Origin of the sequence: Janthinobacterium sp. 61 (assembly GCF_002846335.1) — a bacterium.
In the GTDB taxonomy this organism is placed as follows: Bacteria; Pseudomonadota; Gammaproteobacteria; order Burkholderiales; family Burkholderiaceae_D; genus Janthinobacterium.
In genome coordinates this window covers 2,085,634-2,111,050 of record NZ_PJMQ01000001.1, presented here as the reverse complement: position 1 = coordinate 2,111,050, position 25,417 = coordinate 2,085,634, and the positions used below count along the sequence as shown (strand labels likewise).

Below are 25,417 nucleotides of genomic sequence, written 5' to 3'. Positions count from 1 at the left end.
CGCGCGGGCGCTGCTGTGCTGTGCGTTGGCCGCCTGCCTGCCGCTGGGCATCTGGCTGGACGGCGCGCCATTGCGGCATGTAGCGCAGGTGGCGTTGATGTCGCTGGCGCTGGGCTGCGCCATGCTGTGGTGGGCGCGGCGCCGGTTGCTGCTGGGGCAAGGCGGCATAGCCCCCGCATCGGCGCGCAGCAGCGAGCTGCAGGCGCGCCTGGACAGCGCCATCGTCGACGGCGAATTCTGCTTCCACTACCAAGGCAAGTTCGATACGGCGCAACTGCGCCTGGTCGGCCTGGAAGCGCTGCTGCGCTGGGACCATCCGCACCATGGCCTGATCTACCCGAACGCCTTCATCGGCCTGGCCGAGCAGACCGACGCCATCGCCGCACTGGGCAACTGGGGCATCGATGCCGCCTGCCGCCAGCTGGCGCAGTGGCGCGTGGCGGGCCTGCCTCTGGTGCCTGTCGCGGTGAATGTCTCTGCGCGCCAGCTGTGCCAGCCGCACTTGCCCGATTTTGTACTGCGCTGCCTGCAGCGGCACGCCATTCCTCCCGCCCTGCTGGAGCTGGAAGTGACGGAAAGCTGCTGCATCGACGACATGGCGCAGGCAACGCAGGTGCTATGCCGCCTGCGCGCGCTGGGCCTGGTCATTTCGCTCGACGACTATGGTACCGGTCATTCGGGATTGAGCCATGTCAGGATGCTGCCGATTCAGACCATCAAGATCGACCGCTGCTTCATCCGCGACCTGGGGAGCAGTGGCTGCGATGCTGTGATCGTCGCCTCGACGATTGCAATGGCGCGCGGCCTGGGCTTGCAGGTGCTGGCCGAGGGCGTGGAAAACGGCGAACAGCTGGCGCAGCTGCGGCGCCTGGGCTGCCCCCAGGTTCAGGGCTTTTACCTGCACCGCCCGGCACCTGCGGCCGACGTGGCCGCGCTGCTGGCCGCTGGCGCGCCGGCCTGCCGTGTAACAGCGCCGCAACATGGCGCCATGCGGCGTGGCGCGGATGCTCAGTAAAATATGGTCACTGCCAGCCGCATGCTTGACCACTTTCTCCCCCACGCAAGAATGATAAACAGTCCCGTCCCGGCCTATGTATTCGGTCCGTTTCGCCTTTTGCCGCTAGAACGCCTGCTGTTCGAGGGCGACCGCGCGCTGCGCCTGGGCAGCAGGGCCATGGACTTGCTGCTGGCCTTGCTGGAGCGCGCCGGCGACATCGTCGACAAGCATGAACTGGTGAACATCGTCTGGCCCCATGCCGTGGTGGATGACGCGACCTTGCGCGTGCACCTGGCGGCGCTGCGCAAGGCGCTCGGCGATGGCCGTGATGGCCAGCGCTACATCACCACCATCCCCGGGCGCGGCTACGGCTTCCTGGCGCCGCTGACACACACGGGCCGGCCGGAGTCCGGTACGGCTGGCGTGGAGCCGTGGCATAACCTGCCCGTCATGCTGACGCGCATGCTGGGCCGCGCCGAGGCGCTGCAAACGATGTCCAACCAGTTGCTGCAATTGCGCCTGCTGTGCATTGCCGGCCCCGGTGGCATCGGCAAGACCACCTTGGCCGTCGTCCTGGCCATGCGCGTGCTGCGCCGCTATGCCGACGGCGTGTGTTTCGTCGACCTTTCTCCGCTGGACGAAGGCCGCCTGGTGCCGCTGGCGCTGGCCACGGCGCTGGGAGTGGCGGTGCCGGCCGGCGACGCCATGCCGGCCCTGTTGGCCTACCTGCGCCCGCGCCACATGCTGATCGTGCTCGATAACTGCGAGCACGTGATCGGCGCGGCCGCCACGCTGGCCGATGCCTTGCTCAAGGGCGCACCGCTGCTGCACGTGCTGGCCACCAGCCGCGAGCCGCTGCGCATCTCCAGCGAACAGTTGCTGCGCCTGCCCGCGCTGGAATTGCCGCCGGACGATGCCGTGCCCGATGTGACTGCGGCGCGCCATTTCGCGGCGGTGCAGCTGTTTTGCGAACGCTGCGCGGCCGTCGACGATGCCTTCATGCTGGCCGACGCCGATGTGCCTGTGGTGGTGGATATCTGCCGGCGGCTCGACGGCATCCCGCTGGCGCTGGAGCTCGCGGCCGGGCGCATCGGCCATTTCGGCTTGCACGAATTGCGCCGCCAGCTCGATGACCGCTTTCGTCTGCTGACACGCGGCGCGCGCAACATGCCCTTGCGCCACCAGACCCTGCGCGCCACCCTGGACTGGAGCTACGGCTTGCTCGATGCGCAGGAGCGTCAGGTGCTGCAGGCGCTGAGCGTGTTCAGGAGCCGGTTCCGCCTGGAGTCGGCCAGCGCCGTGGTGGGCTGCGAGGTTTTCGACACGGTGGCCGACCTGGCGGCCAAGTCCCTCGTCAGCATCGAATTTTTCCGCCAGCATGTGTATTACCGCCTGCTCGACACCACGCGCGCCTACGCTGCGGCCCAGCTATCGGCGAGCGGGGGCGCGGGCGCCGTGCTGCTGCGCCATGCACGCCATTGCCTGGGCCTGGCCGGACGCATCGCCGCCGACTGGGAAAGCATGGCCCCGGCGCACTGGAGCGCGCGCTACGGCCGCCATGTCGATGACCTGCGCGCAGCCATCGACTGGGCCTTCGGCGAGGACGGTGACGTGGCGCTGGGCGTGGCCCTGACCCTGGCGGCGCAAACCCTGTTCTATCAGCTGTCGCTGATGGATGAATACCGCGTGCGCGTCGAGCGGGCGCTCGAATGCATGGCCACCCATGCGGTGGAGGATCCCGACAGCGAGATGCAGCTGCATGCCTCGCTGGCGCACCTGCTGCTGCATACGCAGGGCGTCACCGGCACCATGCTGCGCTCCTTCCAGCGCGGCTATGCGCTGGCCATGCGCACGGACGACGACAGCCGCCGCGCCGAGGCGATTTGCGGCATGTGGATCTGCAGCCTGAAGATGGCCGATTTCCAGGGCGCCGACAATTACGTGGTCCAGCTTGCCGCCCTGTGCGCAGCGCGCGACGACACGGCGATGCGGCTGGTGCTGGCGCGCATGCGCTCGGCGGGCGAGTATTTGCGGGGGCGCTACGCGCAGTCGGCGGCACTGGCGCGCATGGTGCTGGCGCACCCCGAGGGCGCCGGCCAGCTTGGCTTCAACAATGCCTTGCTGGCCGATCACCAGGTCTGCCTGCGCGGCACGCTGGCGCGCTGCCTGTGGATGCAGGGCCGTCCCGACGATGCGCTGGCGCTGGCGCGCGAGGCGGTGACGGTGGGATTCGAGCACAATCGTGTCACACTGTGCGTGGCACTGGCCATCAATGCCATCCCCGTCGCCCTGTGGTGCGGGCAGAAAGGACTGGCGCATGCCTGGACTTGCCTGCTGTGCGAGCATGCTGCCCGATATGGCCTGCTGTACTGGAGCGCCTGGGGTGCCGCCTACCAGCGCCTGCTCGATGCGGGCGAGGCGATGACGGAGTTTCCCTGGCCCTCGGTGCGCAGCTGGCCTATACAAATCGATTTGATGGCCACCCTGCACGACGCCGCCGCCGATAGCCAGGCGCTGCGGCGCGCGCGCATGGGCGTGGCGCCGTGGAGTGCGCCGGAAGTGCTGCGCCGCGATGCGCACCACCGCTGGCGGGCGCTGGCGCAAGGCGATGCGCTCGGCCTGGAAACCGTACGGGTGCAGCTGGAAGAGGCGTTGCAACTGGCCAGAGGCCAGCAGGCGCCAGGCTGGGAACTGCGCTGCGCCACCAGCCTGGCGACCGTTCTGCTGGTGCAAGGACGCCGCGCCGCCGCGCACGCCGTTCTGGCCCCTGTCCATGCCGGCTACCGGCAGGGGCGCGAAACCACGGACGTGATGGCGGCTGCGGCTTTGCTGGTGCAGCTGGCCTGATGGCTATTCGTAGGCGCCCAGCCGGCGCTGTTCTTCCGGCGTGAAGCTGGCGTCGCGCAGCTGCTGCATGGCTGCCGTATCCTGCGCGCCGCCGGGCAGGCTGGCCAGCTGCGCCTTCTGTGCCTGATAGGCGATGATGCGCTGCTGCCACTGTGATTCCTCGCGGTCCAGTTCCGCCAGGCGCGCCGCCGCTGCCGGCGTGAAGGTGCTGGCGCGCAGGCGATAGACTTCATTCTCGCCGGCGCCCTGTGCCCGCAGCGTCTTCACAGAGGCGTCCAGCTGGGCCACCTGCAGCGGGGCATCGCGCGCGGCGCGCTGGGCCGGCGACATTTTTTGATCCAGCGCCGCCAATTGCGCCTGGCGCTGTGCTTCGTCCAGGCCCGCATCGCCCAGGATGGCCATGCGTGCCACGGCATCGTCGTCATACGCATCGCTGGCGCCGAACAGCCCCGCGCTTTCCTCGGGCGTAAAATAATTGCCGCGCAGCGCGCGCATCGCCTGCAGGCGTGCGCGCGCCGCCAGGGCCGCATCGGCTTGCGCCGGCAAGGCTTGTTCCGTGCCAGCCAGCGCCTGTTTGTAGGCCAGCCAGGCATCCAGCAGGCGCTTGGCTTCGCGGGCGGGGACGGGCGCCAGGCGCTTGTCCAGTTCCGCCTCGATCTGGCTGCGGATGGCCGCCAGCGGTTTTTCACCGAGCCCCGCCAGGTAGTAGTCGAACAGATGGCCCAGTTCCGCGTCGACCACCAGCTTGTCGCCGGCGGCCACCGTCACGTTGCCGTCGGGCCGCGTGCCTTGCATCGAGCGCACGAACGCGAACAGGTCCGCTTCCGGCTTTTCCTGTGGCGGGGCGGGCGGTTCGCCCGGGCGCAGCACCAGGTACAGGGCCAGGGCTGCCAGGCTGCCGCCGATGATCCATTTCGCGTGCATGCGCATCTCCTTACAGTCCCAGGCCTTGCAGGCGGTTGGCTTGCTGGCGGAAGACGGTGACGGGGTTCGTTTCGAACAGGTTGACGATGCCGACGAACTGGTTGACTTCATCGAGGTGGTTCATGGCGTAGTCGTCGCGGATCACCTTGCCCAGGTGGCTGGAGCAGCTGCTGACCAGGCCATCGTTCTTGACGCCGCCGAAGGCCAGGCTGATGGCCGCCAGGGCAGGGTCGCCCACGTCGAGCAGATTCGTATACGGTTGCGCGCCGCTCCACGAAAAGTAGTACACGCCTTGCACCTGGTAGGCGCCTTCACCGCAGGCGGTGGTCGGGATGCCTTGCGGGTGTCGGCTGTTGAAGGCCAGTGAGCCGGCCGTGGACAGGGAGGTCAGCGAGGCGCCCGCGTTTTGCGGCAGTCCCTTGTTGCCCGACAAAATGCCGATCAGGGAGGCGAGCGCATTGCCCAGCGCGCCGCTGGTGTTGGGAATGGCGCCGCTGAGGATATCGGCCACCCTGGAACCCTTGTTGACGCCGGCCACGCTGGTGACGGATGCCACCAGGTCGGGCCGCACGGAAGCGACATAGCGGGCCGTGGGGCCACCGTGGCTGTGGCCGATCAAATTGACCTTGGCAGCTCCCGTGGCGGCGAGGATTTGCCGCACCTGCGACAGCAATTGCTCGCCGCGTACTTCGGTGCTGTTGGCAGCCGATACGGTAGTCACATACACTTGCGCGCCGCCGCTGCGCAGGGCGGCGGGCACGCCATAGAAATATTCGACGGGACCGAGCTTGTCGAAGCCGAACAGGCCGTGCACCAGCACGATCGGGTACTTCGTTTGCGTGTAGCCGGCGGCGCTGGCGCTGCCAGGCAGGATGGCGAGGGAAAGCAGCAGGGTGGATAGCAGTTGCCAGAAGCGAGTCTTCATTTTGTCTCCGTTATGTATTAGTGATCGACTATATGCATAGTCAATTAATAGTGGAAATGTCGATGCTGTAGCGATGTGCCGTGTGCCCCTTCACATTCTATCGATGCATTAAAGATAGCGAGCGCTCGGTTTTTTGAATGTAGCACTGCTGGATGTAAATTGCAGTGAATTGTATGATGCAGTGCAATAACTGTGGATAGTTGGCGTTGCGTATGCGCCCATTGCATAGTTGAAAGGTCAAATACTTGTTTTCCTGAGCTATAATCGGCCCGGCATCAGCCGTCCCGCCGTCTTGCCTTGCCGCGTACAGGCATTGCCTGGACCTCGCTCTTACACCGCTACTTGGGAATGCACTTGTCGACCCATTTTAATTTTGAACAGTTTCAGCAGATGACGCCTTTAAATGGCGAAAACATCTGGGAATATATTCTTGACCGCCACGCGGAACGTATCGGCGTCAAGCGCCGCAAGCCGGCGCTGGAAAATCTCGAACGCATCTTTGTCGCCACCTTCCGTCTGGCCAATGACGTGGGCTTCCGCGCCATGAGCTTGCGCGACCTGTGCCGCGAGACCGGGCTGTCGATGGGCGGCCTGTATGGCTACATCACCAGCAAGGATCAACTGGCCGAAATGATCGAGGACGTGGTGCGCCACGCCACGCAAGCCTTGCCGCTGCTGTTTGCCGACGTGAAGTCGCCGCTGGACCGGCTCGAGGCGATGATACGCTCGTCGATCTACCTGTCCGAAGTGCTGCAGCCGTGGTTTTATTTTGTCTTCATGGATTCGCGCGTGCTGCAGGTAGAGCAGCGCAGCATGGCGAAGAATTCGGAACTGTATGTGCAGACGCTGATCGCCGCCACCATCGGGGAAATCGAGCCGGAGCCGCAGGGCGACCCCACCTTGCTGGCCGCCCACTGCCTGGCCCTGTTCCAGGACTGGTACGTGAAGCGCTGGAAGTACCGCGCGGCGAAGGTTAATGTCGACGATTTTGCCGATAGCGTCGTCAGTACGGTGCGCGGGTATCTGAGCATGGTCAAGACGTAGGCGAGGTAGGTCGGATTAGCGTAGCGTAATCCGACACGCGCGGACGGCGGCGCATGTCGGGTTACGCCGTGCCGGCTAACCCGACCTACGGGTTCATCAGTTCGTGGTTTCTATGGGGAGCGTCTCCGGCACTGCCGCCGGGTCCGTCGGCGTCTCCACATCCATATCCAGCGTCTTGACGCCATTCATGTCGATAAACTCGTCGTATAGCCACTCGCCATCGACCTGGCTCAGGCCTGCCGGCACGGCGCGCGTCACTTGTGGCCGCGTGGAGAGCGCTGTGCGCATGTAGTCGATCCAGATCGGCATGGCCAGGGTCGAGCCGAATTCGCGTCCGCCCAGCGATTTCGGCTCGTCATAGCCCATCCACGCCACGGCCACGATGCCACCGCCGTAGCCGGCGAACCAGCCATCGACGGCGTCGCTGGTGGTGCCCGTCTTGCCGGCGATGTCGCTGCGCCCCAGTTTTTTCGTCGCCGCCGCGCCCGTCCCGGTGCGGGCCACTTCGCGCAGCATGCTGTCCATGACGAAGGCGTTGCGCGGGTCTAGCGCCAGGGTCTTGTCGTCGTTCGGGACAGGCGGTTTGGTTTGCATCAATACCGTGCCCTTGGCGTCGACGATGCGGTCAATCAGATACGGCTCCACCTGGTGGCCGCCATTGGCGAACAGGGCGTAGGCGCCCGCCATCTGCACGGGAGTGACGGAACCCGTGCCCAGCGCCATGGTGAGATTGCTGGGTTGGCGGGCCGGGTCGAAGCCGAATTTTTCCAGGAAATCGTGCGTGTAGGACACGCCCAGCGCGCGCAGGATGCGCACCGAGGCCACGTTCTTCGATTGCGCCAGCGCGTAGCGCATGGTGATGGGGCCGTCGAACTTGAAGTCGTCGTTCTGCGGCGCCCACACCTTGCCGCCCGCCTGCATTTCCAGGGGCACGTCGTTGATCAGGGTGGCCGGCGAAAAGCCTTTTTCCAGCGCCGCCGAATACACGAAGGGCTTCATGGCCGAACCGGGCTGGCGCCAGGCCTGCGTGACGTGGTTGAACTTCTGCAGGTTGTAGTCGAAGCCGCCCACCATGGCGTGGTAGGCGCCCGTGTCCGCGTCCAGCGAGACGAAGGCGGCGGCCACCAGCGGCACTTGCGTGATGGACCAATGGCCTTTGCCGTCCCTGGTGATGCGGATGACGGCGCCCGGGCGCAGCTTGATGCCTGCGCTCGCCTTGGCCGACAGCGCGGGGGCGGCAAAGCGCAAGCCTTCGCCCGTGATGGCCTTGGCGTCGCCGTCGCCCGTGTCGGCCACCACCTTGCCGCTGCCGACTTCCGTGACGACGGCGGCGATCAAGCCGTCGCTGTCCGGGCGTTTTTGCAGTGCAGCATCGATGGCGTCGTCGCGCTGCTCGGGGTCAGCCGGCATGTCGATGAAGGTTTCCGGGCCGCGGTAGCCGTGGCGCTGGTCGTAGGCGATGACGTTGCGGCGCGTCGAGGCGTAGGCCGCGTCCTGGTCGGCTTTCAGGATGGTCGTGTAGACGCTGATGCCCTTGGTATAGCTGTCTTCCTTGAACTGCGCGTACACGGCCTGGCGCGCCAGTTCGGCCACGTATTCGGCGTGCGTATCAAAACCCTGCTTGCCGCGGCTGTTGATATGCAGGGGCTGCGCCAGCGCCTGCTGGTACTGGCCCTCGCTGATGTAATCGAGTTCGCGCATGCGTTTCAGCACCAGTTGCTGGCGCGCGTGCGCCTTCTTCGGGTTGCTGATCGGGTTGTGGCGCGAGGGGTTTTGCGGCAAGCCGGCCAGCATGGCCATTTCGGCGATCGACAGTTCGGACAAAGGCTTGCCGAAATACGTCTGCGCCGCGCTGCCGAAGCCGAACGAGCGCTGGCCCAGGTACATCTGGTTCATGTACAGCTCGAGAATCTGTTCTTTCGACAGGGCCGCTTCGATCTTCAGGGCAAGCATGATTTCATTGAGCTTGCGCGAGGCGACTTTTTCGCGCGTCAGGAAGAAATTGCGCGCCACCTGCATGGTGATGGTGGAGCCGCCGCCGTGGCCGAAGCCGTGGCGCAGGTTCGACAGCACGGCGCCGCCGGCGCGCACGAAGTCGATGCCGTGGTGTTCGTAGAAGCGGCTGTCCTCGATGGCCAGCAGGGCTTTTTTCATCATTTCCGGCACTTGCGCAATCGGCACGAAGTCGCGGTGTTCTTCGCCGAATTCGCCGATCAGCACATTGTCGGCCGTGTACACGCGCAGCGGTATCTTCGGCTGGTAGTCAGTGATGACGCCCAGCTCGGGCAGGCGGGGGCGAACGTACAGGAACAGGTAGGCGGCCAGCAGCACGGCGGCGGCCAGCGCGGCGCAGCCGGCGATGATGAAGCCGCGCATGGTGGCGCGGCGGGAAGGCCAGGGGAATCCTGATCGTTTGGCAGTCAAGGCAGTCTCACAGTAGCGTGCAAGGCACGGTGGCAGCGATTATAGACCAATGCGCCGGCGCTTCCTGTGCGGCCGGGGCGCAGGGACGGGGAGCAAAAAACCTTTTCATCGAAACGTGGCTGTGCGATAGTCTCGGCTTCAAGCAAATAGCCCGGGCGTCAATCCGGGCTGTTTATTTTATACAATTAAGGATTTATTTATGGCAAAAGATGCAATGCCGAGCGCCGTGAAGCCGTATATTCCGGCCGATGCGAAGCTGCCCGAGATGACCTTCCGCGCGCTGTTCATGGGCGTCATCCTGGGGATGGTCTTTGGCGCTTCCTCGCTCTACCTGGTGCTGAAAGTGGGCCTGACTGTCAGCGCCTCGATCCCCGTCGCCGTGATCGCCATCACCCTGTTCGGCCTGGCCAAGAAGGTGGGCGGCAAGGATTCGTCAATCCTGGAAAACAGCATCACGCAAACGGCCGGTTCGGCCGGCGAATCGCTGGCCTTCGGCCTTGGCGTGACCATGCCCGCCATCCTTATCCTCGGCTTCGACCTGGAAATCTCGCGCGTCATGCTGGTCGGTATCCTCGGTGGCCTGCTGGGCATCCTGATGATGATCCCCATGCGCCGCACCATGATCGTCGACCAGCACAAGGAACTCAAATTCCCCGAAGGCACGGCTTGCGCTGAAGTACTGAAGGCGGCCGCCACGGAAGAATCGCGCATCGCCGCCGGCGAAAGCATCGAGAAGGATTCGGCTGCCGCGCTGGACGCCAAGCGCCGCGCCAAGATCATCTTCGGCGGTTTCGCCGTCGGCTTGCTGTACAAGGTCTTCAATATCTCGTTCAAGGGCTGGAAGGACACGCCGGGCGTGGAATTTGCCGCGCCGCTGAAGGGCGGCTCCATCGGCGCCGAGATTTCGCCTGAGTTGCTGGGCGTGGGCTACATCATCGGCCCGCGCATCGCCGCCACCATGGCGGCCGGTGGCGTACTGTCTTACCTGCTCCTGATCCCGATGATCAAGTTCTTTGGCGACAGCCTGACCACCGTGCTCTCGCCGGGTACCAAGTTGATCAGCGAAATGGGCGCCGACGACGTCCGCAGCGCCTATGTGCTGTATATCGGCGCGGGCGCCGTGGCCGCCGGCGGCCTGATTTCCCTGGTGCGCGCCATGCCCATGATCTGGCGCAGCCTGTCGGCTGGCCTGAAAGGCATCGGCAAGGGCGTCAAGAGCAATTCCACCTTGCGCACCGACCAGGACATCCCCCTGAAATGGGTCATCATCGGCTGTCTGTCCATCATCGCCGTGATCACCTTCGCCACGCCGCTGCACATGAATTTCCTCGGTGCGCTGCTGATCCTCGTCTTCGGCTTCCTGTTCGCCACCGTGTCTTCGCGCCTGACGGGCGAAATCGGCTCCTCGTCGAACCCGATCTCCGGCATGGCCGTGGCCACCTTGCTGTTTACCTGTCTGATCTTCCTCCTCATGGGCTGGACGGGCGGGCGTTACTATGTGACGGCCCTGTCGGTGGGCGCCATCGTGTGCATCGCCGCCAGCAATGCCGGCACCACGTCGCAGGATTTGAAAACCGGCTACCTGGTGGGCGCCACGCCGCGCCTGCAGCAGTATGCGATTCTGGCGGGCGCGCTGTCGTCCGCCCTGATTCTCGGTCCGATTTTGCTGAAACTGAACGAGGCGAGCACCGTCTACGTGCCGGCCGCGCAAGTAGCGCCTGGCCTGACGGTGGACGCGTCGAAGCTGACCGTGACGGGCGAGCTGCATGGCCCGCAAGCCGACGCTGACCACAATACGTATAAAGTCTGGCAAAAGACGGACACCGTGGGCGGCCCGGCCGGCAAATATTTTGTCAAGGAAGATGGCCAGCTGGCTTACCTGGTCGACCCGGGCATCAATGGCCATTACAGCAAGCGTCCGGATGGCTCGGAAGTGAAAAAATATGATGCGCCGAAAGCCGTGCTGATGTCCTACATCATCAAGGGCATCCTCGACCAGCAACTGCCGTGGACCCTGGTGCTGTTCGGCGTGATGATCGCCGTGGTGCTGGAAATGGCCGGCATCCCGTCGCTGGCATTTTCCGTGGGCGTGTACCTGCCGCTGTCATCGACCTTGCCGATCTTCGTCGGTGGCCTGGTGCGCTGGCTGGCGGACCGCCGCAACAACAAGCTGGAACACAACGCGAAACTGAACGAGGAAGAGCGCCAGCTGGCGGGCGACCGCAGTTCGGGCGTGCTGCTGGCGTCCGGCTACATCGCCGGCGGCGCGCTGGCCGGCATCATCATTGCGATTACAGCCGGCGTGCTGACGCACTTCGACCAGATGATGGCCGACTGGGCCGAGCACGGCAACCCGTTTTATGCGGGCCTGCATTCGGACGCGCTGTCACTGCTGCCGTATGCGCTCATCATCGTGCTGCTGTACGTCGTCGCTAGAGAGAAAAAGGCGGACAGCCCGCAGGCGTGATGCTGTAGCCTATCCAATGAAAACCGCCCGGTGTCATAACGACCCGGGCGGTTTTTTTTATGGGTGCGCATGACGGCGATGCGCCGTTGCTGCGTCGCTGCCGACGGAATTGACGCATAATGAATACTTTACCAACGTCGACGAGGCCCGCCATGAACAGCGTCACGCTTGAATACACTGTCGTCACCAATCCCGACTCCTTTGTCGGCTTCAAGTATTACGTCAAGGCGGGGCAGGCATTCGATGCCGACGATTTCGCCTATTCCTACAAGCTGAACCGGTCTGACCTGGACCCCGACAGCGTGCTGGCCACCCGCGAGGCAGCGGCCAAGCTGCAGCCGGGCGAGTGGCTGACGGTGTCGCATTCGATTGCGGCGTAGCGGTCAAGCCAGTTTTTTCTACTTTCACTTTTTCGGCCCGCCAGGGTTTTGTGCGTGAATCTTTCAGCATTTCCTGATATCTCTATTGTTCCAACCCTGGCGCAACACGCCGAAGCCCTTGCTGAACTGGTGGGGCATAACCGTGAGCACCTGCACGCCTTCCTGCCCGCCGTGGTGCATTTGGCGTGCGTCGACGATGCCCGGGAGTATCTGTGCGCCGCTGCCGCGCGCGCCGCCAGCGGTGACATTCTGGAACGGCATATTTTTTCCGGCACGGCCTTATGCGGCAGCATCCGCCTGAAAGAGACCGATACAGCGGACCGCAAGGCCAGCATTGGCTATTACGTCGGACGGCAGTTCCAGGGCAGGGGCATCGCCAGCGCGGCGGTACGCGCCGTCCTGGCGCATGCGTTTGGCGTGCTGCAATTGAATCGCATCGCGTTGCAATGCGCGGCCGGCAATCACGCCAGCATGGCGCTGGCCGGGCGGCTGGGATTTGCCCACGAAGGTGTGTTGCGGCAGGCGGAATGGTTAAACGGCGTGTTTGTCGACCTGCATGTCTACGCTTTGCTGCAGGCTGATTTCAGGGCGGATTGAGCCGCCTGCGCTGGCCGCGGCAGCCACTGATCTTGCCGAGTCGCTCACTTCTGCCTATAATTGAGAATAATTCTCATTAAGTTTGTGCTATCCGCCAGACCCGCCGCTCCATGTCCGCCGACCACGTCTCCCTGCATGACTTCGATGACATCGCCATTCTGTATCGCCAGCATCACGGCTGGCTGCGTGGCTGGCTGCAGCGCAAGGTGGGCAACGCCTTCGACGCGGCCGACCTGGCACAGGCCACCTTCCTGCGCGTGCTCGCGCCACAAGGCATGCAAGGCGTGCAGGAGCCGCGCGCGTATCTGACGACGATCGCCCGCAACCTGCTGATCAACCATGTGCGCCGGCGCGCCATCGAGCAGGCCTACCTCGATGCTCTTGCCCTGATGCCGGAACCGGTGGCGCCGCCTCCCGAGGTGCGCCTGATGTTCCTGGAACGGCTGGTGGAGCTGGACCGCCGCCTGGCCGCGCTGCCTGGGCAGGCCCGGCAAGCTTTCCTGCTGGTGCAGCTCGACGGCATGGGGCAGCAGGAGGTCGCCGCCGAGCTGGGAATTTCCCTGTCCACCGTCAAGCGCCATCTGGCCAGGGCGGCCCTGCGCTGCTTTTTCCCGGAGCAGCACGATGGATGAAGAGCTACAGCTTCCGCTGGGCAGCTTGGTTGCCGCCGCACGCGTGGCGCCCGCCGTGGCGCGGCGGGCCGTGCAGTGGTGGCTGGCGGTGCAGGGCGGTGACGCCACTGCCGCACAACTCGATGCCTGGCAGCGCTGGCGCGCCGAGGACGCCGAACATGAACGGGCCTGGCAGCGCATCGAGGCGGTCAGCGGCCAGCTGGCGGGCATTCCGCCGCCGTTGGCCAGCGCCGCTCTGGCCGCGCCTGCAGGCGCACAGCGGCGCCGCGCGGTGCGCCTGCTGACGGCGCTGGTGGTTGCGGGCGGCAGCGCCGCCCTGTTGCGCCAGGCACCCGTCTGGCAGTCGTGGAATGCCGATGCCAGCACGGCCACGGGCGAGCGGCGCAGCTTGCGCCTGCCGGACGGCGGCACGCTGGTGCTCAATACGGACAGCGCCATCAAACTGCGCTACGACGCAAGCGCGCGCGCGGTGCAGCTGCTGCGCGGCGAGGTACTGCTGCAGACGGCGCCCGACGCGCAGCGGCGGCCCTTCCTCGTGCACACCGCCGATGGCACGGCGCGGGCGCTGGGCACGCGTTTTATCGTGCGTCAGCGCGACGGTTTCGTGCAGGTCGGCGTGCTGGAAGGAGCTGTCGAGCTGCGGCCTGCGGCGGCCCATGGCCAGGCACGCGTGCTGCAGGCGGGCGAGGAGGGCAGTTTTACCCGCGACGGCTTGGGCGCGGCGCATGCGCTTGATGCCGGCGCGGGCGCCTGGGTTGACGGCATGCTGGTCGCCGCGCACATGCGCCTGGACGCCTTCCTGCTGGAGTTGTCGCGCCATCGGCGCGGCCATCTGGCATGCGACCCGGCGCTGGCGCATCTGCTGGTATCGGGCGCCTATCCGCTGGCCGATACCGACAGGGCGCTACTGGCGCTGGTGGAGGCCTTGCCCGTAGAGCTGCATTATCTGACGCGCTTCTGGGTCACGCTGCGGCCGCGCGCCACGAAAAAATAAACTGAAAATACATGGACTGTTTTTGTACGCTGCCTTGTCAAGGGAAGTGAGGGCACAGGTTTTGGCCCGTTCCACCCATCCCATGATACGAAGGCATGCCATGAACGATCGCAGCACATTCCTCCCATCCACGCGCAGCCGGCTACCGGGCCTGCTGGCAATGAAGCCGCTCGCCCACCTGGTGCATGCCTTGTGCCTGGGCGCCGTGGTCAGCCTGGCCGGCGCGCCGGCGCAGGCACAGACAGCCGGACAGGCCGAGGCCCTGCGCCACTACGCCATCCCGGCCGGGCCGCTGGAAGCGACGCTGAACCGGCTGGGGCGTGAAGCGGGCTTGCTGATCGCCTTTGGGTCGGCCACGACGGAAGGATTGCGCAGCCGTGGCGTCAGCGGCAGCTATGCGGTGGACGATGCGCTCGCTCGCGCGCTGGCCGGCACCGGGCTGGATGCCGTGCGTACGGCCGGTGGCGGCTATGCGCTGCGCGCCACCACCGCGTCCGCTACTGGCGCAGCGGCCGATGGCGTGCAGACGATGGCGCCCGTGACCGTCAGCGCGCAGGCGGAAGAGGAAAACCCCTGGGGCAAGGTCAGCGGCTATGTGGCGCGGCGCGGCAGTACCGCCACGAAGACCGACGCTTCCTTGCTGGAAGTGCCGCAATCGGTATCCGTCATCACGCGCGACCGCATGGATGACCAGGGCGTGCGTACCCTGAACGACGCGATTCAGTACACGGCCGGCTTGCGCAGCAACACGGCAGGCGCCAATCCTGCCGACGACAGCCTGGCGGTGCGCGGCTTCAGCCAGTTCTCGGGCGCGTTCTACCTCGATGGCATGCGCCTGATGCCCATGGGGACGCTGGGCTTCTTCGGTGTGGAACCATACGGTGCCGAGCGGGTGGAAGTGCTGAAGGGGCCTTCGTCCGTGTTATATGGCCAGAACGCACCGGGCGGCATCGTCAATTTCGTCGCCAAGCGCCCCGCGGCGGACCAGCTGAACCAGGTCGAATTATCGCTCGGCAGCTACGCGCGCAAGCAACTGGCCCTCGACGTGGGCGGCAAGCTGGCGGACGATGGCAGCCTGCAGTACCGCCTGGTGGGGCTGGCGCGCAATGCGGACCAGCAGATCGATGACATGAGGGACGACCGCTACTATCTGGCGCCCAGCCTGACGTGGACGCCGAGCGCCCGCACCAGCATCACCTTGCTGGGCTTTGTCCAGAAGAATCGCGCCATGCAATCGTCGAACGTGCAGTGGGAGGCCCTGAACGGCAGCAATCCCAACGGCCGCTTGCCGCTGACGCGTTTCCTGGGGGAGCCCGGCTTCGACCGTGAGGAAACGCGCGTCGCTTCGGCGGGCTACGCGGCGCGCCACACCTTCGACAACGGATGGACAGTCAGGCAGAACTTTCGCTACCTGCACGCGGATAACCATGAACAGTACATGTTTCGTTACGGCAATTTGATCGACAAGGCGATCACCAACCGCGAGATCGATACGCGCGACGGCAAGGGCAGCGTGTACTCGCTCGATACAAGCGTGACGGGCCATGTGGCGACAGGTGCGCTGCGCCATGAGGTGGTTGCCGGCATCGATTACAGCCGCAGCAATACTTCGTTCAGCTCGTATATTGCCGACGGTCCGCAGATCGATATCTACCGCCCCGTCTACGGCAGTCCGCTGAACCTGGCGGCGCTGGCACCCGATGCCCTGCGCCGCGAGCATAACCGGCAGTTGGGGGCGTATTTGCAAGACCGCATGCAGTACCGCAGCTGGGTCTTCACCGTGGGCGGGCGCCAGGACTGGACGCGCCAGGAGCAGCTCAATCTGCTGGTATCGCCTTCGACCACGACTTTGCGCAAGCCCAGGGCATTCACTGGGCGCGCGGGCATCACTTATCTGGCGGCGAACGGCCTGGCGCCTTACGCCAGTTACAGCGAATCGTTCTCGCCCGTCTCCGGCGCGGACCGCCTGGACCGTCCGTTCGCGCCGGAAACGGCCCGGCAAGTGGAAGTCGGCGTGAAGTACGCGCCTGGCGCGCATCTTTCCGTGACCGCAGCCGCATTTGAACTGCGCCGCCAGAATGTGCTGACGACGGACCCGGATGACCCGAACTTTTCGATCCAGCAGGGAGAAGTGCGCTCGCGCGGCATCGAACTGGAAGTGGCGGCACAGCCGAGCAGCCAGCTGAAACTGCTGGCGTCCCTGACCTACAATCCCCTGAAAGTGACTAAGGCGTATCCGGACAGGTGGGGTTCGAACGTGCAGGGCAAGTCGCCATTTGAAGTGCCCAGGCAGATGGCCTCGGCCTGGGCCGATTACGCCTTTGCCGGCGGCTTGCGCGGCCTGTCGGCCGGCGCTGGCGTGCGCCATGTCGGTGCCAGCTGGGGCGATGCGGAGAACACTTTCCAGGTGCCGGCGTTCACCCTGGCCGACCTGTCGCTGCGCTATGACCTGGGGCAGGCCCGCAGCGTCTGGCGCGGCCTGAGCGTCAGCATGACGGTCAAGAACCTGTTCGACAAATACCATGTCGCCTCGTGTTTCTCGGCGCGGGCCTGTAATTATGGCGAGCAGCGCAATGTCGGCCTGCGCATGGCCTACCTCTGGTAGCGCGCGGCCTTACGCTGGATCAAACCAGGCCCGCAGTTCTTCCTCGGCGCGTTGCGCCGAGTTTGCGGTCAAGGTCAGCACGATGATTTTTTCCCGCGCCGGGCGCTGTCCATCGCTGCAGGCCAGCTCGATGGCTTGCTCGAAGCTTGTGTAGCAGGGGCCGAACTCCAGCGGGCATTCCTGCACGATGCGCGCCGCCTTGCCAGCGGCCCGGTCCGCCAGGTTGACGATGGGATTGCCGTCATTGAACGGCTGGCCATTGGCAAACGCGGTGCGCAGATACGGCGCGCATAGACCGTTGAGGAAGGCAAGGCGTGCCTGCCAGTAGGCCTCTACCGCCGCATACACGGCCTGGTCCTCGAGAAAATCGGCAAACAGGAAGTCGTTCATCTTGCTTGCTTCGGCTAGATGCCGAACACTTTCAATAGGGCGTCCGTGAAACCCTCGAACCAGCTGCCCACCTTGCCCGGCTGCTTGCCGTGGCGCGGGGTTTCTTCGTACAGGTAGACGCCGTTGTCGCCGTCGAAGCGGTCGTTGAGCAGGGCCTGCTGGCCGCGCAGGTAGGGGATGAAGGTTTCGCTGCGCAGGGTCGAATACAGCACGTCGGTGCTAAAACCCAGGGTGGCGGACTGGCTGATACTGCGGCCCTGGCCTGCCCGCTCCATCCGCACGCCGCGGCAGCCTCGCACGATCAGGGTGACGGGGCCGCGAAAGACGATGAAGCGCAGCTGCAAAGTGAGCCAGGCGTGCAGGCTGCCCAGACGCCAGTGGCTCGATATCGCCAACTGCTGGCCCGAGTCGCAGATCAAACCCACCAGGCCCCGCGGCTGAAACACGAGCGCGCTGCCGGCAGGCAGGTGGACGATGGCGATTTCCAGCAGCGGGTCGTCGCTGGCGGAAATCGTCACGGACGCTGGCGCGTCGCTGTGCAAACGGGTCAGCGCCACCATGCCGGCGGCCAGGCTGGTGAACGGGAAGCGCCAGTCCAGCAGCCACTGCGTGCGCTTGGTGCTGCTGACGGGCGACGATTGCAGGTATGCCGGGTGGATCAGCATCTGCTGGCCAGGTCCGAGTTGCAGCGCCTGCGAGACGGCGGAAATGCGGGACTGGCCATCGGGCGGCAGGGGGAGAGTAGTGGCTGTCACGTTCAGCGCGTGCCCGATGGACAATGGTTTCAGGCGCGAAGCCAATGGCGCCAGCACGAAGTAAAAGAAGGCCTTGATCGCTAGCGGCAGCAGGATGGCCGACAGCACCAGCAGGGCGGCCGTGGGCACCACGTCCATGACCGGGCCGCGCCAGCGGGCGATCCAGTTGCTCGCCAGCTGTGCTTCTCCTGCCGTAATCGCCGCCTGCACGGGCGCCAGTGCGCCGGCCAGCGCGCTGTCGTCAATGGCGAAGGGCGCGGGGCGGGCCGCATCGTTGGTGCGCGCCCGCTGTGCTGTCCAGGCCTTGTAGACTTGCAGGTTGATGTCTCGCAGGCGCTGGCCTTGCGCTTCGAGCTGCGACAGCTGCGCGTGAGCATCGCTGCCGGGCAGGCGCGCGGCCACGGGGTGCTGCGCTTCCAGTTCGCGGCGCTGGCGCACATTATTTTGCAGCGCGGCATACGCGTCGACATGTTCCGCATGCAGGCGCGCCAGGGTATGCCGCGCATCCTCGCCGTTCAGGGCCGCCTGAAGCGCGGTCAAATAGTGTTCTTCCTGCGCCAGCACCTCGATTTCCACGCGGCGCGTGGCTTCTTCCCGTGCGTGCATGGCCAAGGTGCTCGTGTCGGGCAGGGGAAGGGTAAACAGCGACGGCTGCTGCTGCGCGCGCAGCTGGCGCAATTGCGCTTGTACTTGCGCCAGGCGGGCGGTGATGGCCGTTTGTGAGATTGTTTGCAGGGCGTTGACCCTGGATGTGGCGGCATCCGCCAGGCCGGCGCCATGATGATCGGCGCCGCTGGCGGCCAGCCTGAGCGCGGTGACGGCCTCGCTGGCGGCGCTGTAGGCGCGCCATTCGGCCAGCAGCAAGCGCCCGGCCAGCAGGATGACGATAAAGAGCGCGAACTGCAGCGCGTGGCGCAGCAGGAAACGCAACAGGGCCGTCAGCAGCTGGCGCAAGGAGGCGTCGCTTTAGCCTTGGCCAGCCGCGCTATCGGCGTCGGCACAGCATTTTTTATATTTTTTACCGCTGCCGCAGTGGCACGGGTCGTTGCGGCCCGTTTTCGGTACGTCGCGCAAGACCGTCGCGCCGGACTGGCTTTGCACCTGACTTTTCAGGTGGCGCTGGCGCGCCCAGGCGGCATTGATGGCAATGACAGCGGGAATCACGCCATCCATGGCCGTTTCGGCCGCCTCGTCGTCGAGCTCGCTGGCCGTGGCCAGGTGCTGGAACGGCGCCAGGTATTGAGGGTGGCTGACGGCCAGGGCCGCCCACTGGGGCTTGTCCAGGCTGGTGCCAAGCAGGAAGCCTGCGCACCAGGCGGGCACGCTCCATTCGGGGCCGCAGACGTAGATGGGCTCGAAGCTGTCCGGGTCCTTCGTCAGCCATTCGACCATGTAGGCGTGGTGGCGCAGCGCCAGGCTGGCTGCCCGTTCGCTGGCCTCGTCCGGCGCGGGCGCGGCGCTGCCCGCCGCCTTGTCCCAGACCCAGGGCAACCATTGCTCAACGGTAATTTGTTTCGGGCTCAGGGCGACGGCCGTGAGGAAACCTTCCAGCATCGACACGTCCATGGCGGCGTCGGCCAGGGCGGGCGCGGCCAGCAGGGTGTCGAGTTCGGCGTATTCGTCGTCGGAGAGGGGCGTGGTGGTGGAGATGCTGGACATGGGATTCTTTATCGGGGTTGGTCGGGTGGCCGCTGGCCATGGCGGTATTGTACCGCCAGGCCAGGGTGAAACGGCTGGCGGAATGAAAAACGGCGACCCGCAGGCCGCCGTTTTGAGCTAGTACAAGACGCTTACTTCACGCCGTGCATCAGTTTGTTGATCAGCGGTGCGATCAGGAACAGTACGACACCGGCGCCCAGCAGGGACCAGAAGCCGAAGGTATAGCCGGACAGGGCCGACTGCACCGACATGCCACTTTCGCCGCTGACGTAGCTGGCGAAGATACCCGACAGGTTGTTGCCGATACCGGTCGACAGGAACCAGCCGCCCATGCCCAGGCCAACCAGGCGCACAGGGGCCAGCTTGGTGACCATCGACAGGCCGATAGGCGACAGGCACAGTTCGCCGATCGATTGCAGCATGTACACGGTCGCCAGCGTCCAGAACGGGATCTTGTTGTCAGCACCAACCAGGCTCGACAGAGCGAAGATCAGCAAGCCGAAAGCCAATGCATTGCCCAGCAATCCCAGGCCGAATTTGCGCGGAATCGATGGATTGACGTTGTGGCGCGCCAGGTAGACCCAGACGGCGGCGATGATAGGCGCGAAGACGATGATGGCCACCGAATTGACGGTCTGGAAGTAGGCGGTCGGGAAGATCGCGAAGCCCAGGTCGCGGTTGACGATCTTGTCGGCCAGGAAGGTGAATGAGCTGCCCGCCTGTTCGAAGAACATCCAGAACAGGATGTTGAAGACGAAAATCAGCAGCATGGCGATGACGCGGTCGCGCGCCACCTTGCCATTGCGTATGCCTTCGATCATCAGCATGACGGCCAGGCCGGCGAACAACACGGTCAGGACGATTTGCAACTTTTCAGCGCCAACGGTCAGCAGGAAGTACATCAGCGGGATCACGCATAGCGAGCCGACGGCCACCCAGACGACGCGCATCGGGCTGCCGGCACCGGCTTCAGGTGCGCCGATGCCCTTCAGGGCACGGCGGCCGATGAAGAACCATACCAGGCTGATCAGCATGCCGAAACCGGAAGCCATGAAGACCATCTTGTACGCAGGCATATCGCTGGTGCCGAAGATCGACCCTGCCAGCCATTGCGTGAAGACGGGCGCGGCCATGGCGCCCATGTTGATGCCCATGTAGAAGATCGTGAAGCCACTGTCGCGGCGCGGATCGGCGGTCGCGTACAGCTTGCCGACCATGGTCGAGATGTTCGGCTTGAACATGCCGTTACCGACGATCATGGTGGCCAGGCCCAGGTTGAAGATGTCCTGGTTCGGTACCGAGATGCAGAACAGGCCGGCGGCCATGAAGACGGCGCCCAGCAGGATGGAGCGCTGGTAACCGATGACGCGGTCGGCGATGTAACCGCCGAACAGAGCGCCGGCGTACACCAGCGCGAGGAAGGAACCGTAGGTAAGGTTGGCCGCTGCCTGTCCCGAACCGTCGCCGCCGTGGAACTGGGCAACGATGTACAGTACCAGCGCCCAGCGAACTCCGTAGAACGCGAAGCGTTCCCAGAATTCAGTCATGAACAACATCCATAATGGGCCTGGATGGCCCATAATCTGCTTGAACTCGGGAATAACGGCTTCCTTGTTGGGCGTAGTCGCACCGCTCATGCGGTTCCTCCTGAAAAATTATTATAGTCAATCGATAAAAAAACTTATGGAAGCCTGCGGGCGGCGGGGACTCTCATGAAGAACCTCACGCACGGGAATTCCAATAGGCTGGCATTCTAATCTACAAATTGCGCTGAGCGTAAGTTTCGATTTGCATTAGCAAGAATGACTGTTTCATATTAGTCAAACCGGTTTGCAGGCAAGGGCGGCCCCGGCGATTTTGCGGCGGCACAGCACAACTTGCCTGACTTGTCGTATATTAAGGCTGCAAGACCTTCGAGCATCGATTTTTAAAGGGATTTTTCGCATTATGGAACACGACGTTATCGATACTCTGGTTTCACCGGAAGGCCGCCTGGACGTGCTCTCCAAGACTGAAGTCAACAAACTGCTCGACACCAGCCAGGGCGGCCTGTACAACACTTTCCGCCGCTGCGCGCTGGCGGTCTTGAATTGCGGCAGCACCATCGACGATGGCCGCGCCTTGCTGGAGCGCTACCAATCGTTTGAAATCTCCATCATTCAGCGCGAGCGCGGCATCAAGCTCGACATCAAGGGCGCGCCAGCCATCGCCTTTGTCGATGGCAAGATGATCAAGGGCATCCACGAACACCTGTTTGCCGTGCTGCGCGACATTATCTTCGTCAGCGATGAAGTCACGGGCAATCCGAAATTCGACTTGCAGAGCACGGAAGGCGTGACGGACGCCGTCTTCCATATCCTGCGCAACGCGAACGTGCTGCAAACCCAGCTCAACCCGAACCTGGTGGTATGCTGGGGCGGCCATTCGATCAACCGCGCCGAATACAATTATTCGAAGGAAGTGGGCTACCAGCTGGGCTTGCGCGGCCTCGACATCTGCACCGGCTGCGGCCCGGGCGCCATGAAGGGGCCCATGAAGGGCGCCACCATCGGCCACGCCAAGCAGCGCCTGCACAATGGCCGCTACCTGGGCATCACCGAGCCGGGCATCATCGCGGCCGAGTCGCCGAACCCCATCGTCAATGACCTGGTCATCATGCCGGACATCGAAAAACGCCTGGAAGCGTTCGTGCGCGCGGGCCACGGCATCGTCGTGTTCCCCGGCGGCGCGGGCACGGCCGAAGAGATTTTGTATATCCTCGGCATCCTGCTGCACCCGGACAACGCCGATATTCCCTTCCCGCTGATCTTCACGGGCCCGGAAACCTCGCGCGAGTACTTCGTGCAGATCAACCAGTTCATCAGCGACACCCTGGGTCCGGAAGCGCAGCAGCGCTATAAAATCATCATCGACGACCCGGAACTGGTGGCGCGCGAAATGCTCGAAGGCATCCGCCTGGTACGCGAATTTCGCAAGGCCCACAGCGATGCCTATTATTTCAATTGGCTGCTGAAGATCGACCACGAGTTCCAGAAGCCGTTCCACCCCACGCATGAAAACATGCGTAACCTGAGCCTGCACAAGAACCAGCCCACGCACTTGCTGGCAGCCCAGCTGCGCCGCGCGTTTTCCGGTGTAGTGGCGGGCAACGTCAAGGACGACGGCATCCGTTCGATCGAAGAGCACGGCAACTTCGAAATCCATGGCGACAAGGACATCATGGGTCCCATGGATGCGCTGCTGGCCTCCTTCGTGGCGCAGCACCGCATGAAGCTGGCCGGTACGGCATACGTACCTTGCTATACCGTGATCCAGTAAGCTACTTAGTAACACCTATCAAAACCTATTGCGCGTCGTAATTGGCGGTCTGCGATGCTCACTGCCTCGGCGGCCCCGTACTTCGTACAGTTGCGCTTCCCGAGCCATCGGGGGCGCCCAGCCTTCCTTCCGCTCGCTACGGTTTTGTCAGGTGTTGCAAGTCACCGTCCGCTCTCTCCCTGCGTTTGCCGGGGGAGGGTGGCGCCTTTCACATTTGCCCCCAGCGTGCTTTCGCCACCACAAGTAATCAAATCGCTTGCGTCATCGATGCGTGGGTGCTATCTTTGGAACCGGTTCCAAAATAAAAATATGAACGTCAACAGGTAGTGGAGAGCAACCTTGGATTCAGTACGCGGCAATAAAAAAACAGTTTCCGGCGAGCCAGCCCGGCCCGTGACCATCGCCCAAGTGGCGCGCGAGGCGGGCGTGTCGAAGACCAGCGTGTCGCGCTTTCTCGGCGGCGAACTGGACGCTTTGTCCGAGAATATCCGCCAGCAGATCACCAGCACCATCGCGCGCCTCGGCTACCAGCCGAACCAGATGGCGCGCGGCCTCAAGCGTGGACGCACGCGCCTGATCGGCATGGTCGTGGCGGACATGCTGAACCCTTACACGGTGGCAGTGCTGCAAGGCGTGGAGGCGGCTTGCCAGCAGCATGGCTATACCTTGATCTTGTGTAATACAGGCAATGACGAACTGCGCGAACGGCAGTCGCTGGCAGCGCTGCGCTCGTACAGCGTGGAAGGGCTGATCGTCAACACGCAGGGGCGCAACATTCAATCGTCTGACTTGCAGCAGGCGGACATGCCCATCGTGCTGGTCGACCGCCGCATCGAGGGCGCCGATTTCGACCTGGTGGGCCTGGACAATGTACAGGCTGGCAGGTTGGCCACCTCGCATCTGATCGAACAGGGTTTCGACGCCATCGCCTTCGTCGCGCCGCCATTGACGGGCGTCAGTTCGCGGCTGATGCGCGCCGAGGGTTTTCAGTCCGTGATGGCCGAGCATCCCGGCTGCGTGGGCGAAGTACTGGCGGTGGACCTGGACGACCGGCCCTCCATCGACGCGCATGTGCGGCGATGCCTGGCGCAGTGGCGCGGCCGCCGCGTGGCGCTGTTGGCGTCGAACGGCATGGTGGCGCTGGAACTGGCGCTGATGCTGCAGCGCCTCGCGCTGCGCATGCCGCAAGACGTGGGCCTGCTGGGCTTTGACGAATTGCCGTGGTCGCCATTGGCGGGCCTGAGCACGATCGAGCAGCAGACTTACGAGATCGGCTTTTCGGCGATGACGTGCATGTTGTCGCGCCTGCAGGGCGAGCAGTGCCCGCCGCGCGAGGTGCTGTTGCCGGGTAAGTTGATTGTGCGCAACTCGACCCAGGGAGGAATTGCGGGCAAGAGTGCAGATTGACGGGGAAGAGGGCGTTGCCCTTTTTTTTGGGGAAGGTATGGAACCGGTTTCATAGAAGATGTTCTCACTGGAAAGGAGTATGGATAGGCAGGCAGGGCAATGGTTGCACGAGGTTGGCACGAGGTTGAAACGACACGGCAAGAGACGAACTAAATCGTCCATTTGACAATATTCCCGGAAGTGCCTCGACGAGGCCGGTACCGGGATCACAGGAGACTGAAGCATGAAGATGACTACACTGTTTTACGCGAAGATCGTGGCTTGTGCGCTCGCCGCCACCTGCGCCCTGGGCGCGGCCGCCGACGCGGGCGCCCAGACGCTTGGCGACCTCATCAAGAAAGGCAAGCTGACCATCGGCGTGGTCAGCGGCACGCCGCCGTTTGGCAGCATCGACGCCAAGGGCGCGCCCGTCGGCTATGACGTCGATGTCGCCAACCTGATCGGCAAATACATGAACCTGCCCGTGGAAGTGGTGCCCCTGACGGCGCCCTCACGCGTGCCGTCGCTGGAGTCGGGCAAGGTCGATTTCCTTGTGGCGACCCTGGCGCCCACGCCGGAACGGGCCAAGACCTTGATGTTCACCATGCCTTACAGCGCGTTCGAACTGGCGATCGTCGCGCCGGTCGGCGGCAAATTCAAGGCCCTGGCCGACCTGAAGGGCAAGAAGGTGGGCGTGACGCGCGGCACCACGAATGACACGGCGCTGAGCCGCATGGCGCCGGCCGGCACGGCCATCGTGCGTTTCGAGGATGACGCCACCGTCACCCAGGCCTTGCTCAGCAAGCAGGTCGACGCCGTGTCGATCCCCAGCACGATGGCGCTCGACATCATCAAGACCCGCGGCGCGGGCAAGATCGAGGTCAGGTTCACGTATTCCGTGCAACCGAATTCGATGGCGGTGCGCCGCGGCGACTTCGAGCTGCATCAGTGGCTCAACAACTTCATCTACTACGTCAAGCTGAACGGCGAACTCGACGCCATCGCGCGCAAGTGGAGCGGCGCGCCGCTGCCGCCATTGCCGACCTTCTGATACCGCAAGCCGCATAGGGAAA

General features: G+C 64.3%; 19 protein-coding genes. 12 read left to right on the top strand and 7 right to left on the bottom strand.

From position 1 onward, the window contains the following. Window positions 1–25: 25 nt before the first annotated feature. Both CLU92_RS09640 and CLU92_RS09635 read left to right on the top strand, forming a co-directional pair. Window positions 26–1,015: a bifunctional diguanylate cyclase/phosphodiesterase gene (locus CLU92_RS09640; RefSeq protein ID WP_101481715.1), complete on the top strand. Its 990-nt coding sequence runs from the start codon at window positions 26–28 to the stop codon at window positions 1,013–1,015. A 99-nt stretch (window positions 1,016–1,114) separates the two neighbouring features. Continuing rightward, the gene (locus tag CLU92_RS09635; protein ID WP_180338476.1) at window positions 1,115–3,844 is read left to right on the top strand and encodes a winged helix-turn-helix domain-containing protein; all 2,730 of its coding nucleotides are present in this window, start codon (window positions 1,115–1,117) and stop codon (window positions 3,842–3,844) included. Between the two features lie 3 nt (window positions 3,845–3,847). On the opposite strand, the gene CLU92_RS09630 is transcribed toward CLU92_RS09635, so the two are convergent. Beyond that, complete coding sequence (locus CLU92_RS09630; protein WP_101481713.1) at window positions 3,848–4,768, bottom strand: lipase secretion chaperone; 921 nt, start codon at window positions 4,766–4,768, stop codon at window positions 3,848–3,850. A 10-nt stretch (window positions 4,769–4,778) separates the two neighbouring features. Beyond that, complete coding sequence (locus tag CLU92_RS09625; protein WP_101481712.1) at window positions 4,779–5,693, bottom strand: triacylglycerol lipase; 915 nt, start codon at window positions 5,691–5,693, stop codon at window positions 4,779–4,781. Between the two features lie 390 nt (window positions 5,694–6,083). Between CLU92_RS09625 and CLU92_RS09620 the strand changes: the two genes are divergently transcribed. After that, complete coding sequence (locus tag CLU92_RS09620) at window positions 6,084–6,737, top strand: TetR/AcrR family transcriptional regulator (protein WP_243858032.1); 654 nt, start codon at window positions 6,084–6,086, stop codon at window positions 6,735–6,737. 96 nt (window positions 6,738–6,833) lie between these two features. On the opposite strand, the gene CLU92_RS09615 is transcribed toward CLU92_RS09620, so the two are convergent. Further along, complete coding sequence (locus CLU92_RS09615; RefSeq protein WP_101481710.1) at window positions 6,834–9,113, bottom strand: penicillin-binding protein 1A; 2,280 nt, start codon at window positions 9,111–9,113, stop codon at window positions 6,834–6,836. A 247-nt stretch (window positions 9,114–9,360) separates the two neighbouring features. Here CLU92_RS09615 and CLU92_RS09610 point away from each other — a divergent pair, with 247 nt between their 5' ends. From CLU92_RS09610 to CLU92_RS09585, 6 genes are all read left to right on the top strand, one after another. Further along, complete coding sequence (locus CLU92_RS09610; RefSeq protein ID WP_257561041.1) at window positions 9,361–11,628, top strand: OPT family oligopeptide transporter; 2,268 nt, start codon at window positions 9,361–9,363, stop codon at window positions 11,626–11,628. A gap of 152 nt (window positions 11,629–11,780) precedes the next feature. Further along, the gene (locus CLU92_RS09605; protein ID WP_096235832.1) at window positions 11,781–12,008 is read left to right on the top strand and encodes a hypothetical protein; all 228 of its coding nucleotides are present in this window, start codon (window positions 11,781–11,783) and stop codon (window positions 12,006–12,008) included. A gap of 54 nt (window positions 12,009–12,062) precedes the next feature. Then, complete coding sequence (locus CLU92_RS09600) at window positions 12,063–12,605, top strand: GNAT family N-acetyltransferase (RefSeq protein ID WP_180338475.1); 543 nt, start codon at window positions 12,063–12,065, stop codon at window positions 12,603–12,605. 110 nt (window positions 12,606–12,715) lie between these two features. Beyond that, the gene (locus CLU92_RS09595) at window positions 12,716–13,237 is read left to right on the top strand and encodes a sigma-70 family RNA polymerase sigma factor (RefSeq protein ID WP_101481707.1); all 522 of its coding nucleotides are present in this window, start codon (window positions 12,716–12,718) and stop codon (window positions 13,235–13,237) included. Beyond that, complete coding sequence (locus CLU92_RS09590) at window positions 13,230–14,231, top strand: FecR domain-containing protein (protein ID WP_101481706.1); 1,002 nt, start codon at window positions 13,230–13,232, stop codon at window positions 14,229–14,231. Before CLU92_RS09595 ends, CLU92_RS09590 begins: the two co-directional genes overlap by 8 nt. A 100-nt stretch (window positions 14,232–14,331) precedes the next feature. Then, complete coding sequence (locus CLU92_RS09585) at window positions 14,332–16,836, top strand: TonB-dependent siderophore receptor (RefSeq protein ID WP_101481705.1); 2,505 nt, start codon at window positions 14,332–14,334, stop codon at window positions 16,834–16,836. Window positions 16,837–16,845: 9 nt separating this feature from the next. On the opposite strand, the gene CLU92_RS09580 is transcribed toward CLU92_RS09585, so the two are convergent. From CLU92_RS09580 to CLU92_RS09565, 4 genes are all read right to left on the bottom strand, one after another. Continuing rightward, window positions 16,846–17,226: a hypothetical protein gene (locus CLU92_RS09580; protein WP_101481704.1), complete on the bottom strand. Its 381-nt coding sequence runs from the start codon at window positions 17,224–17,226 to the stop codon at window positions 16,846–16,848. A gap of 14 nt (window positions 17,227–17,240) precedes the next feature. Further along, a complete protein-coding gene (locus tag CLU92_RS09575) occupies window positions 17,241–18,935 on the bottom strand; it encodes a hypothetical protein (protein ID WP_101481703.1) in 1,695 nt (564 codons plus the stop codon). Between the two features lie 12 nt (window positions 18,936–18,947). Beyond that, entirely contained in the window at window positions 18,948–19,640 is a 693-nt protein-coding gene (locus CLU92_RS09570; RefSeq protein WP_101481702.1) for a UPF0149 family protein, read from the bottom strand. A 131-nt stretch (window positions 19,641–19,771) separates the two neighbouring features. After that, window positions 19,772–21,277, bottom strand: coding sequence for a peptide MFS transporter (locus CLU92_RS09565; protein WP_101481701.1), 1,506 nt, complete (start codon window positions 21,275–21,277; stop codon window positions 19,772–19,774). Between the two features lie 310 nt (window positions 21,278–21,587). Here CLU92_RS09565 and ppnN point away from each other — a divergent pair, with 310 nt between their 5' ends. From ppnN to CLU92_RS09550, 3 genes are all read left to right on the top strand, one after another. After that, the gene (gene ppnN, locus CLU92_RS09560; RefSeq protein ID WP_101481700.1) at window positions 21,588–22,958 is read left to right on the top strand and encodes a nucleotide 5'-monophosphate nucleosidase PpnN; all 1,371 of its coding nucleotides are present in this window, start codon (window positions 21,588–21,590) and stop codon (window positions 22,956–22,958) included. A 339-nt stretch (window positions 22,959–23,297) separates the two neighbouring features. Then, window positions 23,298–24,365: a LacI family DNA-binding transcriptional regulator gene (locus tag CLU92_RS09555; protein WP_101481699.1), complete on the top strand. Its 1,068-nt coding sequence runs from the start codon at window positions 23,298–23,300 to the stop codon at window positions 24,363–24,365. A 223-nt stretch (window positions 24,366–24,588) separates the two neighbouring features. Continuing rightward, complete coding sequence (locus CLU92_RS09550) at window positions 24,589–25,395, top strand: transporter substrate-binding domain-containing protein (RefSeq protein ID WP_096235825.1); 807 nt, start codon at window positions 24,589–24,591, stop codon at window positions 25,393–25,395. The last annotated feature ends 22 nt before the right edge of the window (window positions 25,396–25,417 follow it).